The 16,490-nt window shown below is 65.2% G+C and carries 14 protein-coding genes; 2 read left to right on the forward strand and 12 right to left on the reverse strand.

The genetic code is table 11. The features are described from left to right. The 3 genes from VNN77_00775 to VNN77_00785 all read right to left on the reverse strand — a co-directional run. A partial coding sequence (locus VNN77_00775; GenBank protein ID HXG49923.1) for a hypothetical protein occupies nt 1-303 on the reverse strand: 303 nt, incomplete at its 3' end. 43 nt (nt 304-346) lie between these two features. Beyond that, nucleotides 347-1,612, reverse strand: coding sequence for an MFS transporter (locus VNN77_00780; protein HXG49924.1), 1,266 nt, complete (start codon nt 1,610-1,612; stop codon nt 347-349). A gap of 151 nt (nt 1,613-1,763) precedes the next feature. Continuing rightward, a complete protein-coding gene (locus VNN77_00785; GenBank protein ID HXG49925.1) occupies nt 1,764-2,657 on the reverse strand; it encodes a hypothetical protein in 894 nt (297 codons plus the stop codon). Between the two features lie 68 nt (nt 2,658-2,725). Between VNN77_00785 and VNN77_00790 the strand changes: the two genes are divergently transcribed. Continuing rightward, complete coding sequence (locus tag VNN77_00790; GenBank protein HXG49926.1) at nt 2,726-3,667, forward strand: ornithine cyclodeaminase family protein; 942 nt, start codon at nt 2,726-2,728, stop codon at nt 3,665-3,667. Between the two features lie 12 nt (nt 3,668-3,679). Here the strand turns inward: VNN77_00790 and VNN77_00795 are convergent, their stop codons facing one another. The 9 genes from VNN77_00795 to VNN77_00835 form a co-directional block, all read right to left on the reverse strand. Beyond that, nucleotides 3,680-4,321: an SAM-dependent methyltransferase gene (locus tag VNN77_00795; protein HXG49927.1), complete on the reverse strand. Its 642-nt coding sequence runs from the start codon at nt 4,319-4,321 to the stop codon at nt 3,680-3,682. A 325-nt stretch (nt 4,322-4,646) separates the two neighbouring features. Next, entirely contained in the window at nt 4,647-6,125 is a 1,479-nt protein-coding gene (locus tag VNN77_00800; GenBank protein ID HXG49928.1) for a hypothetical protein, read from the reverse strand. Between the two features lie 96 nt (nt 6,126-6,221). Further along, complete coding sequence (locus VNN77_00805; protein ID HXG49929.1) at nt 6,222-7,013, reverse strand: ABC transporter ATP-binding protein; 792 nt, start codon at nt 7,011-7,013, stop codon at nt 6,222-6,224. Nucleotides 7,014-7,045: 32 nt separating this feature from the next. Further along, on the reverse strand, nt 7,046-8,080 hold the full coding sequence (locus tag VNN77_00810; protein HXG49930.1) for an extracellular solute-binding protein: 1,035 nt from the start codon (nt 8,078-8,080) through the stop codon (nt 7,046-7,048). Then, nucleotides 8,077-8,799 carry a hypothetical protein gene (locus VNN77_00815; protein ID HXG49931.1) on the reverse strand — a complete coding sequence of 241 codons (723 nt, stop codon included), beginning with the start codon at nt 8,797-8,799 and terminating at the stop codon, nt 8,077-8,079. The genes VNN77_00810 and VNN77_00815 overlap by 4 nt, the downstream gene beginning before the upstream one ends. A gap of 30 nt (nt 8,800-8,829) precedes the next feature. Continuing rightward, entirely contained in the window at nt 8,830-10,542 is a 1,713-nt protein-coding gene (locus tag VNN77_00820) for an amidohydrolase family protein (GenBank protein HXG49932.1), read from the reverse strand. Between the two features lie 281 nt (nt 10,543-10,823). Continuing rightward, nucleotides 10,824-11,240, reverse strand: coding sequence for a pyridoxamine 5'-phosphate oxidase family protein (locus VNN77_00825; protein HXG49933.1), 417 nt, complete (start codon nt 11,238-11,240; stop codon nt 10,824-10,826). 75 nt (nt 11,241-11,315) lie between these two features. Beyond that, on the reverse strand, nt 11,316-12,593 hold the full coding sequence (locus VNN77_00830; protein ID HXG49934.1) for a M20/M25/M40 family metallo-hydrolase: 1,278 nt from the start codon (nt 12,591-12,593) through the stop codon (nt 11,316-11,318). A 53-nt stretch (nt 12,594-12,646) separates the two neighbouring features. Then, entirely contained in the window at nt 12,647-14,164 is a 1,518-nt protein-coding gene (locus VNN77_00835; protein HXG49935.1) for an AbgT family transporter, read from the reverse strand. Nucleotides 14,165-14,285: 121 nt separating this feature from the next. Between VNN77_00835 and VNN77_00840 the strand changes: the two genes are divergently transcribed. Continuing rightward, a complete protein-coding gene (locus tag VNN77_00840; protein ID HXG49936.1) occupies nt 14,286-16,355 on the forward strand; it encodes a hydantoinase/oxoprolinase family protein in 2,070 nt (689 codons plus the stop codon). Nucleotides 16,356-16,490 lie beyond the last annotated feature (135 nt).

Below are 16,490 nucleotides of genomic sequence, written 5' to 3' on the forward strand. Positions count from 1 at the left end.
GCGAAACCGCCTGTCCTTATCGTCAGGAAAGCGGGGAATCGAATGGCCGCCGACCGCCCCCGAAGGGAGCGTTAGCATGCTGCGGGGTGTGAATCTTCCGGACGAAGGCGCGAAACCGCCGGCGTGAGGAGCGTTGTTCAGGAAACCGCCATGTGCCGGATCGCCCGGGCCGCCATGGAACCGGGAGCCCGAGAGCGCAAAGCCGGCGGGCCTCGGGCTTTCCCCGGCTCTCACGCCCGCTCCCCCGGCGCTGGCGCGACCGGCGGCCACGAGCAGGACGACGATCAAAACTCCCGCCTTCATGGCACCTCCGCTTCCCGATCATAGAGGCACCACGGGGACGGGGTCAACCGCGGGCCCCGAGGCGCAAACCGCGCACCACGGGCGACCGCCACGCGACCAGGACCGCCAGCAGGATCACGACCAGCCCCATGTAGCTGACGGTGGCAGGAGCCCCGATCACGTGGGCGCCCACTCCCGCCATCAGGGCTCCGACCGGCATCAAGCCGCGATCGAGGGTGTAAAGGCTCATGACCCTCCCGCGCAGGCGATCGGGCACGAGCATCTGCAGCATCGTGTTGGTGGTCGCCATGTAGAGGATCTGAAACGCGCCGACGGCGACGAGCGCGAGCAGGGCGAGCGGGAACGAGGTCGTCCACGAGAACAAGTTGAGCGCCAGGCCGAGCAGCACGAGGCTGCCGAGCAGGAGATGACCCTGGTGGCGGATGCGGTTGGCGAGCGTGGCAAGGAGTAGCCCGGCGCTCATCGCGCCGACCCCCGGGGCGGCCATGAGAAGGCCGAGCCCTTCCGGTCCGACTTTCAGCACGTCCTTTTGAAAAACCGGCATCAGCGTCTGATAAGGGATGGCGAAGATGCGCGGCACCAGCGCAGCCGCGAGCAGAGCGAAGACTTCGGCGTTGGACCAGACGTATTCGAACCCTTCTCTCAGGCTCGCCACCGCGGAGGCGTGTCTCGCTTCACCGGGCGCCGGCGGAATCGAAATGCGGCAGATCGAGTACAACACGGCCAGATAAGCCGCGCTCTGAACGAAAAAATTCCCCGACGCGCCGAACGCCGCGATCAACAGGCCGCCGATCGACGGCCCCATGACCTTGGTGAGATTGAAGGCCGCCGAATTGAGCGCGACCGCGTTCATCAGGTCGTGCTTCGGCACCACCGCGGGGATCAGGCTCTGCCGCACGGGATCGACGAACGACCAGGCGACACCGGTGATCAGCGTGAAAGCAAAAACGTGCCAGACCTGCAGGAACCCGGACGCAACGAGGACGCCCATGCCGGCGGCGGTGGCCATCAGTACGTACTGTGTTCCGAGGATCAGCTTTTTGCGATCCATGCGGTCGGCCGCCACGCCCGCAATCGGCCCTGCAACCAGAAACGGAAAGGCGCGCAGGCCGTTGAGCGCCCCCAGGAGGACCGAGGAGCCCGTGAGATCGTAAAGCAGCCAGCCGAGCGTGACCTGCTGAATCCATTGGCCGCCGCTCATGAACAGAGTACCGAGCCAGAGGTTTCTGAAGTCGGCGTGGCGCAGCGAGGAAAACGTCCCCAGGCGCGATCCCGCGGGGAGCGCCCGGGCCCGACTGTGCGATTTCAATGTCGCCGGCTCTTCCAAACAAAGCCCTTGCGGTGACGCACGAAGCGGCACCGGATGAATTTCACGTCGCTGGCAGGCGGGTTTCGCGGCGAGTCACGGGCATGAGAGCCCGCGGGCCGCGCCTGAGGAGAAGGCGGGGAACGGCCGCTGCTCAGTTCGACTTGCCGACAAACATAGCATCATCCCAGCGGATGTAACCAGGGGGATTGCCCAGCCTCGAACGGACCTCGAGCCATTCGCCGACCGAGCGCACGACCGTCACCTTCGTCCCTTTTTTGATCTCGGATACCGTTCGCGAGCTGCCGGAGGGTTCCTCGTGCACCTGGGTGTGGCGGATCGTCTCGTAGACCCCTGGTTCGGCCGGCCGCCGGAGCACGACCGCAGGAGAGGAGTCGGGCCCACGCGGGGATCCGCGGCCGGCCCTCCGGCCGGCCAGCCGCTCGACTTCGCGGTTGGCGACGCGGAGCTTTTCCTGGGCCGCCGACAGGGCCCGCTGACTGTCCTCCAGCCTGGCCTTGAGAGTAACCAGCTCCTTGGAGGCCGCGGTCAGCTCGGCACGGCTCTTGTCGACCTCGCTTTCGAGGGCCCGGATGCGGCGATCCTGCTCCTGGATTTTCCGCTCCCGCGCCTCGAGCTCCCTGGCTTTTTCTTCGATCACCGACTGGGACTCGCTCCGCTCGGTCTGACCGCCCACCAGGAACACGCCGAGAGCGAAGAGAGCGAACCCCGCCATCAGGATGATCTTCGAGCCGAGCGGCAGTCCCGGGCGCGACGCCGCCGGACCTGGCTCGGTCGAAAACTCCTCCTTCTCGGGCCACTGCGGCGCCGGCGCCCCGCGAAGGTCGCTCTTGCAGTAGGGGCACTTCGAGGCCTGCTCCGGGATGCTGTTGGCGCACTGCGGACAAAGCCGTGACCGCTCGGAGGTTTTTGTCACCAGCGAGCGACCGTCGTTGGCGCAGAAATTGACCTCGTCGCCGTAACGCGCCGAGCAGGCCGGACATTCCTTCACGTGGATTATTTTGCGGGCAAGGGTCGTGGCCGTCAAGCGAAATCTCGCTCGCCTTGCCCGCCACCCGGCCTTCCGCTATACAACGCTCCATAAGGAGGCCCGGAATGGCATGGATCATCAGTGAACCGCAAACTCGAAAGCTCATCGGCATGCCCCAGGCCGTAAAGTTGCTGGACGCGATGTTCCGCGACCGCGCGGCCGGCAAGATGCGCGCTCTGCCCCGCCGCCGCCTCAAGGGAAGCGTGAAGCAGCTCAACGTGATGGCCGCCTGGCATCAGGACTGGGATCTCATCTGCCTGCGCGCCTACGCGGCGGACGCGAACACCGTCACGCTCTACAACGGCCGGTCGGGCGCCATCCGGGCGATCATCGACATGGGATATCTCAGCAGCCTGAGAACCGGCGCGGCGACCGGAGTCGCGGCCCGATACCTCGCGCCGCCCGGCTCGACGACGCTGGGTGTGATCGGCCCGGGCTGGCAGGCGACTTTTCAGGTGCAGGCGGTCGCGCAAACCCGCTCCATCGAGCAGGTGGTCGTCTGGGGGCGGACGCCGAAGCGGCGCAGGGATTTCATCAGGCGGATGAGCAAGCTCGTGCGGGCGGACTGGAAAGAGGTCGACAGCGTCGAGGAAGTCGAAGCGGCGGCCGACATCCTGGTGGTCTCCACGGACTCGACGACGCCCGTTGCGACGGGCGCGGCGCTCAGGGACGAGGTTCTGGTTGCGTCGATCGGCGCCAATGCGACGGTCAAGCATGAGATCTCCCTCGATTTGATCCGGCGCATGGACCTCGTCGTCACCGACGATCTCGCCACGGCAAAAGGCGACAGCGGGGATCTCGTCGCCGCCTGCCAGGCCGGCGTCACGCGCTGGGAGGAGATCGTTCCGCTGGAGCGCGTCGTGGCGTCGGGCTGCCCTCAGCCGCGCCCGAAACGGATCCTCTTCCAATCGAACGGGATAGCGGACGAGGATCTCGCCGTCGGCCGCTTCGTCCTGGGTCAGGCGAAAAGAAAGGGACTCAAGCTCAGGGCCGTGGCCGAAATTTAAAGCGCCGCTTCTCTAGGGCTTTTCGAACGCCAGGACGAAGCGGTCATCCCTGTTCCGTATCTTGACGACGCTGAAATCGCGCGGGTCGTCCGGGCGGCGCAGCATCTCCCCTTCTTTCGCGAACCTGAATCCGGCCCCGGTCACTTCCTCGATGACCAGCGCCTTGTCGATCCGGTGCAGCGTCTGGGCCGCCTGATTTCCGGTACCCACTTTCGCCGAATGATCGACGATCCCGTAGACGCCGCCGCGCCTGAGCGCGCCGAAAACCCTCTTGTTCATCGCCGCGCGCGCTGCCGGGTCGAGGTCGTGGTAGTTGAGATGGATGAGCGCGAAGTCGAGCGACGCGTCCTGCGGCAGCTCCACCCTGTCCAATGGTCCCGCGACGACGCGCACGTTGGCGAATCCCGGCTTTTTCCAGCGCTCGGCGAACTCGGGCCGGACCGCGGGGTTCGCGCTGTAGACAACGCCTTCGGGGCCGACGGCCTGCGACAGGATGGCCGTGTAGTAGCCCCGCCCGGCCCACAGATCGGCGACTTTGTCTCCCCGCTTGACCCCGAAGAACGCCAGCACCTCCGCCGGCCTGCGCACGGCATCGAGAGCCCGTTCCGCCTGGGGCCGGTCGGGATGGGCGAGGATCGTTTCATAATCTGCCATCGACGCACAACCCGCCAGCGAAAGCAGCGCAAAAAAGATGGCGATGAGGTCGCGCGGTCGGATCAAAGCACAGCCGATCATTGGAAATACCCTCCTCTCGATCTATTGCCAGCGCATGCGCAAGTATCAGGGATCGTGGTCGCTTCGCTCCGGCTCGAAACGCTCCAGCAGTTCAAACCGTCCGCCGCAAAGCGCGCTCGCGGCTGGATCGCCGGGAGCCGGAAGCTGCGGACGGAAAACTGTCATTATTCGCATTCGCTGCTCAGCTGGATGTCCACCGGCCGCCGAGCTCCGGAGCGCCGCCGGCCTGCGAGCGCCCTGGTTCTTACCGCGCTCCGCGCAACGGCACGAAAACCACGGCCACCCTGTCCTCGTAAACGACCCGGTAGCCCGGATGGCGGCGCAGCAGAAAAGTCAACGGGCGGTGGTGGTCGGCAATGATGAAATTTGCCGCGGCCAGCTCGGGGTTGGCGTCCCACCCCGGATAGCCGAGCCAGACGTTGAGCAAGCCGCTCACCCTTTCCTCCCCGTGCAGGTTGGTCCTCCCGTCGATCGCCACCGGTACTTCCGGCAATCGCCAGATCAAATACCCTCCCCAGTCCAGAGTGTTGAACATCGGTCCTTTCAGGCGATGCGTTCGGATATATTCCACGGCCCCGGCGGGATACTTCGCTTCGACTTCGGCCTGCAGCCGCGACTCCGTGAGTTGCCGCCACCACCCGATCGCGCACAATGCAGCGACCGCCAGGACTGCAGCGGCGAGAGCTTGTCGCCTCGTAAACGGAATACTCCTGCCGCCGTGGAATTCCCCAAAATAGTCGCTGACAACGGCGGTGGAACCCAGAACCAACACCCAGATGTCGCGGCGCGCGCGAAACCCCAGCAATACCCCCATCGCGAGCAGGAGCGTCGGAAACGGGGTCCATCTTCCGCTCCGCCCGAGGAGAAACACGGCGCCCAACGCCAGAAAGAGCACGATCCAGTCCGCCGGCGAGCGAAAAAACATGGGATGGAGCTCGCTGATGCTCTCAAACACGCCGCTTTGAACGGCGTACTCGACCAATGGCCTGTAAACCAGAAGGTGGTAGGGCGAGATCAGGGTGGCGACGAAGCACGCCGCGCCCGCGGAGGCTACCCGGCCGGGCGAGAGCCGGGGCGCATGGATGTCGCAGCGCAGGCGCGACGGCCGGCGGGCCAGCAGCGATTCGAGAAACAAAAGACCTACGGCGGCAAGACCGTAGACGAACTGGATATGAAGGCTTGCCCAAACCACGAAAAGCGGGGGCAGCAGCCAGAGCTCGCGACCGTTTTCCGATTCCCGGGCTCTTGCGATCAGCAGCAGCTCCAATGAAAAGAACAAGATGCTGAAAAGCCAGGGGCGGGGCGAGGCGAGGGGTTTCATCGCTCCCAGCGCCAGGGCGGCGAGCAGGACCTCTACAGACAGAGGGGGTTGCTTTCGACGCACCAGGGCGTGCACGGCGAAAGCGATGAGCAACGCCATCGCCGCCGTGAGCCAGACCAGGCCGGGGATTCCGGCAGCGACGTACACGGCGTAGGCGATCAGCTCGAAAAGCCAGCTGTACGCAATCCAAGCTCTTCCCGCGCCGTAGGCGGAAAACGGGTCCTCGAAGGGAACAGCTCCGTTCTGGAGAATCCAACGTCCGGTGCTCAGGTGCCACCATATGTCGGGGTCGCTGACCGGCAAGAGCGCCTGAGCCGGCAGAATCAGGTAAATCAGCACCCGGAGAGCCACCCGCCGAACGACCGCGATTCTATCCCGTACCTTCGCCGCTGTCGTCGGCATCGTTCGCGTGCGTTCCGTAAAGAAATGGTCGTGCCGCAGGGAAGCACCGCCGCGCCGCGACGGGAAACCACCTTTCGACGGGCGAATCGCCGTTCACTACGGGAGCCCGGTCGGGCGGTTTTCACGCATGCTGCGTTCGACCTCGTAGCGCAGGAGATCCCAGATCTTCTCCACGCACCGCGCGAAGTCCGGATCGGACATGCTCTTGATCGTCCGCGGGCGCGGAACGTCGATCGGAAACACGCACTTGACCACGCCCGGGGCGGCGCTCATCACCGCGACCCGGTCGCACAGCATCACGGCCTCCTCGATATTGTGCGTGACCAGGATAACCGTCTTCTTGTCGCGCTCCCAGATGCGCAGGACCTCCTCGCGCAGAATGAGGCGCGTCTGCGCATCCAGGCTGGCGAACGGCTCGTCCATGAGGATCACCTCGGGGTCGTTCGCCAGTGCGCGCGCCAGCGCCACCTTCTGCTTCATCCCCCCGGAAAGCTCGTGCGGCCGGGCGGCGCTGAAATCGAGCATGCGCACGACTTCCAGGAAAAACCGCGCCGCCCGCTTGTAGACCGGCTCCGGGAGCCGGCGGAACTCCGGTCCGAGGGGGACGTTTTCCTCCACGTTGCGCCACGGCATCAACGCGGCATCCTGGAAGACCATCGACACCATCGCCTGCGTGCGCCTCTCGCCGACGAATTCCACCGATCCGGTGGTGGATTTCTGCAAGCCTGCGATGATGTGCAGCAGCGTGGTCTTGCCGCACCCGGTCGGCCCGACGATTCCGAAAAACTCGCGATCCCGCACTTCAAGATTGACCCCCGCGAGCGCGCGCAGGGTGCCGCCGCCTTCCTTATCGTACTCCTTGGTGAGGTTGTGGATGACGACGCGCAAGACCTCGCTCCCGCTCCGGCGGCCCCTTGCGGTTACCGGCCGCCGAAGACTTCATGGAAGAGCTTCGCGTACCGCTCGAAATTCTCGAACACTTCCACGGGCGCAAAAGCCGGCTTGATCCCTTCCATCAGCCGCTTCTGTTCCGGCGGGGTATCGATCCGGTCCGGAATTCGGTTCATGCCGCGGATCAGCTCCTGCCCTCGCTTCGACAACACGAAGTCGATGAAAAGCTTGCCGGCGTTGGGGTGAGGGGCCTTGGCTGCCAGGCCCATCGGGTGAATGTTGGCGAAGACCGGATCGAGATAAAGCCAGTCGACCGGAGCCCCCGCCGGCTTGAGCTGCTCGAAGGTTTGCGAATAGGCCGAGAGCGCTCCCTTGAACTCGCCCGCGGCGACGAGCTGCGCGATCAGGGTACGCCCGTTGCGCAACTGGACCTGCCGGGCCAGCTCGCGCATGTAGGCCAGCCCTTTTTCCTCGCCCATCGCCTTGAGCATGGTTCCGAACCATTCGTACGCCCGGCTGTCGATCCCCAGGTTCCCCTGCCACTCCGGCCTGAGAAGGTCGTGCAACGACTTCGGCACGGCGGCCTTCGCCACCTGCCGCGTGTTGTAGCCGAAGGCGGCGTAATTGGTGTAGATCGACGTCCAGGTCGCCTGAGGGTCCTTGTAGCCTTCGCGGTAGAACTTCCGTTCGGGAGAGTCGTACGGCGCGAGCAGGCCGCGCTTCTTGAGGTTATGGCCGTAAAAGCTCGTCGCCATCACCACGTCCCAGAGATGCCGCCCGGCGCGCGCCTCGGTCAGGATCCGCTCCATGAGCTGCGCGTCCGTTGCGCGGTAGAAGGTCGCGTCGATCTTGGGGTAGAGCTGCTTGAAGCCGTCGATCAGCGTCTTCGAGTCGTTGGCGTTGAAGGAGGCGTAGAAGACCATTTTTCCTTCCGCCTCCGCTTTTGCCCTGGCATCCTGCGCCATCGCGCCGCCCGCCGCGCAGGCGACGAACGCGACGGCGCCGGCCAGTGCTCGTTTGCGCTTCCGCAGGAAGCTCGAGACCCGTAACGCAACCCGATTCATGGCATCTCCGCGAGCAGCCGGCCGTAACCGACGACCGGCTCGTTGAGGTGGAGGATTTTTTTGGTGGCCCACACCTGCGCCGGGATGCTGGAGACCACGGTCGTCCTCAAATCCTTCTCCAGCATCTCGATCACCGGCAGATTGTGCCACCCCGCGCCGAGCATATAGATCCCGTCGGCGGGACCGTGCTCGATGAAGACCTTCTTCGCAAATCCGTAAATCGCCTCCGGCGACAGCTTGCCCGCGTCCTGAAAAGGGACGTCGATCCCCTTCATCGCCGCCACCTCGAACCCGTCGTCTTCGAGGAACTTGGCGAACTTGCGGTTGAGCTCCTCCTGGAAATAAGTGATGCCGACGAGCCGCTTGAGCCCGAGAGCGCGAAAGGCGTCGACCTGCGCCATCGTCGCGACCAGCACCGGAATCCCGTACTTCGCGGAGAGCTGCGCCGAGATCTGCCGGTCGGCTCCGTGCCCCCGCACCATCGCGGGCGGCGCGCCCATGATCATGACCACGTTGGCTCCCAGCTCGGCCAGGCGCGCGACCTTCCGCTCCGCGACGGCCAAAGCGTTCTGGAATTCCTGCTCGTTTCCCGCCCGGATGCCCGCGTGACAGGGAATGAACCCCACTCCCTCGGGCATCAGCTTGATGAAGCTCTCCAGAGAGCCCGGCCGATAGGTAGGCTTGACCAGACCCACGATTCCCCGCGCCCCATAGTACATTGAGCGGCTCCCTTCGTTGTCAGAAAATCTTCACGCCGCGGCCTGGAACGCTTCACCGCTGCCGCGCCGGAGCACGGCGCCAGGCAGCGCTCCGGTGTACCGCCCGCGCTCCACGAGCGCCTGTCCGTTGACGATCGTCACCTCGATCCCCGTCGCTTTCTGCACCAGCCGCCTTTCCCCTCCGGGCAGATCGTCGACCATCTCCGGCTCGGAATCGCCGACCGTCTCCGGGTCGAACACGACGATGTCCGCCGCCAGGCCGGGCCGGATCATGCCGCGATCCTCCAGACCGAAGATCGAAGCCACCATGAAAGTGAGTTTTCTCACTGCTTCTTCGAGCGGCATGATCTTGCGTTCGCGAACCCAGTAGCCGAGAAACCGCGTCGCGTAGCCCCATCCGGCGTCGTAGACGAGGTGCGCCCCGGCGTCCGACTGCCCGACCAGTGTGATCGGGCTGCGGAGGATCTCGGCGACGGCGCTTTCGTCGCCGTTGTTGCTGGAGGTCTGGAACAACGTCTCCAGATCCTCCTCGAGCGAAAGATCGAGAAAGGCGTCCAGGACTTCCTTGCCCTGGATCCGGGCGATCTCGGCGACGCTCTTTTTTTCCAGCGGCTTGTTCTTCGGCGTCGCGGCCCTGATCAAGTAAACGAGGTCCCAGCGGCGCGAGAACCGGGAGCGAAAATGATTTTCCACCGCCTCGTAGCGAAGCTTCCGCCGCACCTCTGGATCGCGGAGAATCTCCTTTCTCTGCTCCAGCGGCGTGAAGAGAACCTGCTTCCATGTCGGCAGATCGTCGAAAACCTGCGCGTTCCTCAGGTTGAACCGGTTGTTGAAGAGCCTGGCGTTGCACAGCGGATAAGAGGGATAGCCCGCCTCCAGGCTCCGCCGCCCCATCTCGAGGAGATCGCGCCAGAGATCGGGCTGGTCCCAGCGATGCGAGATGCTCTGCCAGATCACCGGCCTCCCCTGGGAGGCGAGGCGGTCGAAAAGGCCCACCGCCTCGTTGGCCGGCATCGAGATGCCGGGAGTCCCGACCGAAATCTGGATCGCGCCCCGGTTCAACTCGCCGAGAACGCCCGCGAGCTGAAGAAGCTCGTCGCCGCTCGCCAACCGGCTCGCGATCGGGCGTCCGTCGGTGCGCATGTGAACCGGGTTGCGGTTGGTCGAAAAGCCGAGCGCTCCGCCGGCGACGCTGTCGCGCAGGATCGCTTTCATCCTGTCGATCTCTTCCTGCGTCGCGGCGCGCTCGCAGGCGGCATCCCCCATGACGTAGTGGCGGAGCGCGCAGTGGCCGACCAGCGCCGCCACGTTCACCCCGAGCCCGCCGTCCAGGCGGTCGAGGTATTCCGGGAAAGTCTCCCATTCCCATTGAATCGCGCTGCGCAGCACGCCGATCGGCATCGCTTCCACCCGCGCGAAGCTGTCGAGGATGTTCTCGCGGTCCTCGGGACGAGCGGGGGCAAGCGTGAGCCCGCAATTGCCCGGGATCACCGTGGTGATTCCGTGCCAGCAGGACGAGGTGGCGATCGGGTCCCACAGAAGCTGCGCGTCGAGATGCGTGTGAAAATCGATGAAGCCGGGCGCCACGGCGAGCCCGGCCGCGTCGATGACGCGCCGGGCGCTTCCGCTGACGCGCCCCGTCTCGACGATCCGGCCGCCGGCGACGGCCACGTCGCCGAGGTACGAGGGCATGCCGCTACCGTCGTAGATCCTTCCGCCCCTGATGAGGATGTCGTAAGCCATCGCCCGCTCCGCCCTCCAGCTAGTGAGTTCGTAACTGCGTGGACATTTTGCGCGAGCTTAGCCGCAGGCGCGCTACGATGTCAAACCACGCCCCTTGACCGGCCGGTCGGGCCGGGCGACGGAAGTTGCCACGGCCCCGTGGACGTTGCGCGAGAAAAAAAGAAAGGCTGTACAAGAAACGGTGTCTTCGGGCATGCGCCGGATTTTGCCGACCGCATGCATGTCGTCCGGCAGCCCCGCGCGCGGATGCTCGACGGCTCGAGCGCGACGGGCGATTCCCGTCAGCGGCTCTGGAGGACCTGGCCGGCGAGGTTGGTGACCTTGTCGACCCTGATGACGACCGCTGCCCCCTTGCGCTCCGGGTCCTTTTCCAGTTCCTCGGCGACCGTACGCGCCATCACCTGCTCGCGCACCGGACCGGACTCGTGGATCGTCGCGACGCCGTGGAACCGCCAGTTCACGCGCGTCTTCGGATCGCGGAACAGGACCACGACCTTGGGATTGGCCTGGAGGTTCTTCAAGTGTTGCCGCCGGGTGCGCTCCCAGTACGCCAGGGACTCGTCGTCGAAGACCATCATGCTTCCCTTGTAGCCGATGTCCGGCTCTCCGTCGGGAGACGCCGTGGCCAGGATACAAGGGCAGCCGTTGGCCAGGGCCGGGTTGATCAACTCTCGCATCTGGTCGATCAGCTTGATCATGGGCCGGATGGTAGTAAAACGCCCCGCCCGATGTCAACAGTCGATTTTCGGCGCCCAAGCCGTTCCGGGAGGCGTTCAAAGCCCTTCGACGCCGCAGACTTCGAGCGCCGCGAGCGCGTAAACTTTCGTGGCCTGCAGCAGATCCTCGATCCTCATCGCCCGGTTCTGCGCGCCGCTCATCGGCTCGCGCTGGCGCGGCGGGCCGTAGCAGATCGCCGGGATGCCGATCTCGTTGAAGACGTTGAGATCACGCCACATGCTGGTCTCCGCCGCCGGAGGCTCGGGCGGCTCGGCGCCGAAGACGCGCCGATGCGCGCCGGCCACCGCGGCGATCAGCGGCCCGGCGCTCCTGGCGATGTGCCCGCGCGAGTACTGAAACATTTTGACGTCGGCGCCGAGATCGAGCCGACGCAGGAGCGCCTCGAGCTCTCTCTTCACGCCGAGAGGGTTCTTTCCGGGCGCGATTCTCACGTCGGCGAAGATGTCGCAGAACGGGCTCGCCGCGCCGATACCCCTCTGAGAGCCGCGAACGGCGACCACCTGCCCTTTGGGAACGATGGTACCTCCGGCAAAGGACATCGTCTCGCGCTTCTCGTATTCCACGAACCACTGCTCCAGCGCGAGCAGCACGTGTGCCGCCTTTGCGAACGCGTTGGGATTTTCCCGGATCGACGCTCCGCGCTCGAGCCGGGGCGTGTACACCTCGCGTCCCTTCACCCGGATCTTGAACCACGCGGCCCCGCACTCGGCCTGAACGATGCCGAAGCCGGAAGTCTCACCCACCAGCGCATAGTCCGCGACGACTCCCCGGTCCACGAGCCATTTCGTCCCGAAACCTTCGCCCGGAAACCCGATACCTTGCTGCTGGTCCACGGAGGGCTCCCCCGTCTCGAACGCCACCGCGGTGAGGGTCAAGTCGCCTTTCAATCGAATGCCCGACTTCTTGATTGCGGCCATGGCGATCATGAAGGCGCAAAGCTGGGCTTTGTCGTTGATCATGCCCTTGCCGAAGAGCATGTCGCCCTCCACCCACGCCGTTTCCATCTTCTTTTCGGCCTCGGTCGCGTCCGGCCCGAGCTCCGGGCCGGTATCCATGTGCGCGTTGAAGATCAAGCTCCGGCCCGAGCCGGCGCCCGGCAAGGTTGCGACGGCGTTGGCGCTTTCGGCGGTGATGAGCTGCAGCTCGCCGTCGATGCCCCGTTGCGCCAGCCAGGCGAGCACGGCTTCGCCCAGCCGCCGTTCCTTCCCGTGCGGGCTCGGAAGGTTCCCGAGCTTGAGACAGAGATCGACGAGCTCGCCCCTGTCGGCCTCGATGGCCCCGGCGAGCTTTTCGTGAATCGTTCGGCTGTCCATGTTCCTTTTCTCTACCTCCTGATTCTCGCTGGCTGAGGAACCCTCTCCTAGCGTCAGGCCGGATAGCTCATCCCCGACCCCGGCCCCAGCGGCAGGCCGAGAAGCACCCAGGCGAGCAGCAGCAACGTCCAGCCCGCAGCGAACGCCACGGAGTACGGCAGCATGAGCGTCACGATCGTTCCGACTCCGATCTTCCCCTCGTACTTTTGCGCGAACGCGATCACCAGCGGCATGTAAGGCATCAGCGGCGTCACGATGTTGGTGAAGGAGTCTCCGATCCGGTATGCGGCCTGGGTGAGCTCCGGCGAATAGCCCATGATCATGAGCATCGGCACGAAGACCGGACCCATGACCGCCCATTTGGCAGAAGCGCTGGCGACAAAGAGATCGATGACGGCGCAAACGAAGATGAAGAGCAGGATCAGAGTGGCTCCCGAAAGACCCGACGCCCGCAGGAGGTCGGCCCCCGCGACGGCCAGGATCAGGCCCAGGTTCGACCAGCCGAAGTAAGCGACGAACTGGCTCGCGGCGAACGCCAGCGCCACGTAGCTCCCCATCGTCGCCATGGTCTCCTCGATCATCCGGGCGATATCCCGGTGGCTTGCGATGGTGCCGGCGGCCATCCCGTAGGCGACCCCGGGAAGCAAAAACCCCAGGGCCATGAGCATCACCATGCCCTGAAAAAAGGGATCGAGCGTTCCATTCGCGTCGCGCAGCAGCCCGTTCTCCGGAATCGTCACGATCCCGAGGAGGACCAGCTCCCCCACGATCGCGGCCCCTGCGGCCGCCAGCCCGCGGCGCTCCCGGGCCGCCAGCGAGTCCGCCCCGTTTTCGCCGGCGGCCTGGTACCGCCCGAGCCTCGGCTCGACGATCCATGCCGTCACCGCCGTCCCGATCGCCGTGAGCAGGAACGTCGAAGCGATCATGAAATAGTAGTTGGCGGTGGGCGGCACGGAATATTCAGGATCGTAAAGACGCGCCGCTTCCTGGGTGAGCCCGGCGAGCAGCGGGTCCAGCGGCGTCAGAAAGAGGTTGGCGCTGAAGCCGCCCGAAACGCCGGCAAAGGCGGCCGCCAGCCCGGCGATCGGATGACGACCCACTTGGGCGAACAGCACGGCACCGAGAGGAACGAGAATCACGTAACCCGCGTCGACGGCAAGACTGGCATTCACTCCCGCGAAGATCACGGCTGCCGTGACGAGCCAGCGGGGCGCCGCCCGGACCAGGCCCTTGAGCGCGGCGCCGAAAAGGCCGCTCCGCTCGGCGACGCCGACGCCGATCATCGCGACCAGCACGGTCCCGAGAGGGGCGAAACCGGTGAAGTTGGGCACGGCCCGGGTGACGATGTTCTGCAGCCCCTTGCGGTCGAGGAGATTGACCACGGTGACCGGCTTGCCGGTCCCCGGGTGAACCGCGGAGACACCGAGGGCGTGCGCGATCCACGAAACGACGAGGACCGCGGCGGCGAAGAGCAAAAAAAGGAAGAACGGATGCGGCAGCCGGTTCCCCCAAAGCTCGACGCGGTCGAGCATCCCCGGCAGGAGTTTCTTGCGCCTGCTTTCTTCCGGCATGCTGGACCGAACTATTATCTCGGCGCGCCGCTGTCAAGAACAAGAACCCGAGCTTCTGCCCGCGCTTCGCGCGGGCGAAACGATTGAAGGCCCGAAAAATTAATGCTAGACGAAAACGGTTATGGCCAGGTACCGCGTGACGGTGGATACGGGAGGAACTTTTTCCGATTTCGTCTTTTTCGACGAATCATCCGGCGAGATCACGATCACCAAGGTCCCCTCCACCCCCAGGGAGCCGTTTCAAGCCGTGCTCAACGGCGTGAAGGAGCTTCTCGATCGCGGCGTCGCTCCCGGAGACGTCTCTTTTTTCTGTCACGGCACCACGGTCGGGACCAACGCGCTGCTCGAGGAAAAGGGCGCGCGGACCGGTCTGCTCGTCACCGAGGGGTTTCGCGGCATCTACGAGGTCATGGAGCAAACCCGCGGTTACGGGCCGGCCACCTACGATCTGTTCTTCGAGAAGCCGAAGCTGCTCGCAACCCCCTACTACACCGAAGAGATCCCCGAGCGGATCGATTTCCAGGGGCGGGTGCTCAAGCCGATCGACGTCGAGGCATCGCGGCGTGCCGTTTTGAATCTCAAGAAGAAGGGCGTTCAATCGGTCGCGGTCTGTTTTCTCTTCTCGTTTCTCAACCCCGTGCACGAGCTGGCCGTGAAGGAGATCTTCGCCCGGGAGTTTCCCGAGGCGAGGCTGTCGCTTTCCTGCGAGGTTCTGCCCCAAATCCGCGAGTTCTACCGGATGAGCACGACCGTGATCAACGCCTACATCGCTCCGGTGATGGCGAGCTATCTGAGCCGCCTCGAAGGAAAGCTCCGGGAGATGGGAGTCTCCACGCCGAAGCTCTACATCATGCAGTCCAACGGCGGCGTGTCGACCTTCGAAGGCTCGGCGAGAAAACCGGTCGCCACCGTCCTCTCCGGGCCCGCGGGCGGCGTGATCGCGTCGATGGGCACCTGCGAGCGGGTCGGCATCGACAACATCATCACCTTCGATATGGGCGGGACGAGCTGCGACGTCGCGCTGATCCACCGGGGAAAACCGGTGGTGACCACGCAGGGACGCATCAGCCAGCGGCCGATCAGCCTGCCGATGCTCGATATCCACACCGTGAGCGCGGGCGGAGGAACCATCGCCCGCCTGGATGCCGTGGGAGCGCTCCAGGTCGGCCCCGACAGCGCGGGAGCCGATCCGGGCCCGGTCTGCTACGGGCGGGGCGGCGAAAACGTCACCATCACCGACGCCAATCTCGTCGTGGGTGTCCTCGATCCGGATCATTTTCTCGGCGGCCGGATGAAGCTGGACAAAGCCAGGGCCGAACGAGCCCTGCAGGAAAAAATCGCGCGGCCCCTGGGATTGAGCCTGCTCGAAGCCGCCGACGGCATCCTGAACATCATCAACGTCAAGATGGAGGAAGCGATCAAGGCGGTCTCCTCGCAGCGCGGCTACGACATCAGGGACTTTACGCTGGTCGCCTTCGGCGGCGGCGGCCCGATGCACGCCGGCAGAATGGCCCTCGATCTGGGCATCCCGGCGGTCCTGGTCCCGCCGACGCCCGGTGTCCATTCGGCTCTCGGCTTGCTGATGTCGGACGTCAAGCACGACTACGTCCGTTCCAAGCTCGCGGGCCTGGAGGAGCTGGACTGCGAGGAAGTCAACAGGCTGTTCGCCGAGCTGATCGCGGAGGCGAAGAGCGATCTCACCGCCGAGGGGTTCGGCGATCAGGAGATCCGCATCGAGCCCTTTCTCGATCTGCGCTACGCCGGACAGGGCTATGAGCTGACGGTGCCCTGCCCGATGCCGCCGCTTGCACCGTCGGACCTGGCTTCCATGCGGCAGCGCTTCGACGCCCAACACGAGCAGGTCTCGGGGCACAAAGCCGAAAGCGAGCCGGTGGAGCTCGTAAGCGTCAGGCTGGTCTCGATCGGCCTGGTGCCGCAGGCCAGGCTCTCGCCGGCGAAACGCACCGGCCGCGCCCTCGAGCAGGCGCGCACCGGCGAGCGCCGGGTTTATTTTGGCCCCGCCCGCGGGACGCTTCCCTGTGCGATCTACGCGCGCGAGCGGCTCGAGCCGGGACATGCGGTGCCCGGCCCGGCGATCGTCGAACAGCTCGACACCACGACGGTCATTCAACCCGAGCAGATCGGCACCGTGGACGATTATGGGAATCTCATCATCAAGCAAAAACAGTGATGCGTGTTTCGTAGAGCGGTTCGAGGTTCGAGGAAAGAGCGGAGACGGAAGACCGACGACCGGCACGAACATCCGTCCGGCCTGAACCGGCTAAACGGATCTATCCATCTCATGTCCGTCGATCCCATCACCCTG

The sequence above is a fragment of the Candidatus Zixiibacteriota bacterium genome (genome assembly GCA_035574315.1).
Lineage (GTDB): Bacteria > Desulfobacterota > Binatia > UBA9968 > UBA9968 > DATLYW01.

What these genes read in the sequence shown, in the direction of transcription:
- VNN77_00825 (HXG49933.1), bottom strand. Translation starts at nt 11,240, where the DNA reads ATGATCAAGCTGATCGACCAGATGCGAGAGTTGATCAACCCGGCCCTG.
- VNN77_00840 (HXG49936.1), top strand. Translation starts at nt 14,286, where the DNA reads ATGGCCAGGTACCGCGTGACGGTGGATACGGGAGGAACTTTTTCCGAT.
- VNN77_00820 (HXG49932.1), bottom strand. Translation starts at nt 10,542, where the DNA reads ATGGCTTACGACATCCTCATCAGGGGCGGAAGGATCTACGACGGTAGC.
- VNN77_00790 (HXG49926.1), top strand. Translation starts at nt 2,726, where the DNA reads ATGGCATGGATCATCAGTGAACCGCAAACTCGAAAGCTCATCGGCATG.
- VNN77_00835 (HXG49935.1), bottom strand. Translation starts at nt 14,164, where the DNA reads ATGCCGGAAGAAAGCAGGCGCAAGAAACTCCTGCCGGGGATGCTCGAC.
- VNN77_00810 (HXG49930.1), bottom strand. Translation starts at nt 8,080, where the DNA reads ATGAATCGGGTTGCGTTACGGGTCTCGAGCTTCCTGCGGAAGCGCAAA.
- VNN77_00795 (HXG49927.1), bottom strand. Translation starts at nt 4,321, where the DNA reads ATGGCAGATTATGAAACGATCCTCGCCCATCCCGACCGGCCCCAGGCG.
- VNN77_00830 (HXG49934.1), bottom strand. Translation starts at nt 12,593, where the DNA reads ATGGACAGCCGAACGATTCACGAAAAGCTCGCCGGGGCCATCGAGGCC.
- VNN77_00815 (HXG49931.1), bottom strand. Translation starts at nt 8,799, where the DNA reads ATGTACTATGGGGCGCGGGGAATCGTGGGTCTGGTCAAGCCTACCTAT.
- VNN77_00800 (HXG49928.1), bottom strand. Translation starts at nt 6,125, where the DNA reads ATGCCGACGACAGCGGCGAAGGTACGGGATAGAATCGCGGTCGTTCGG.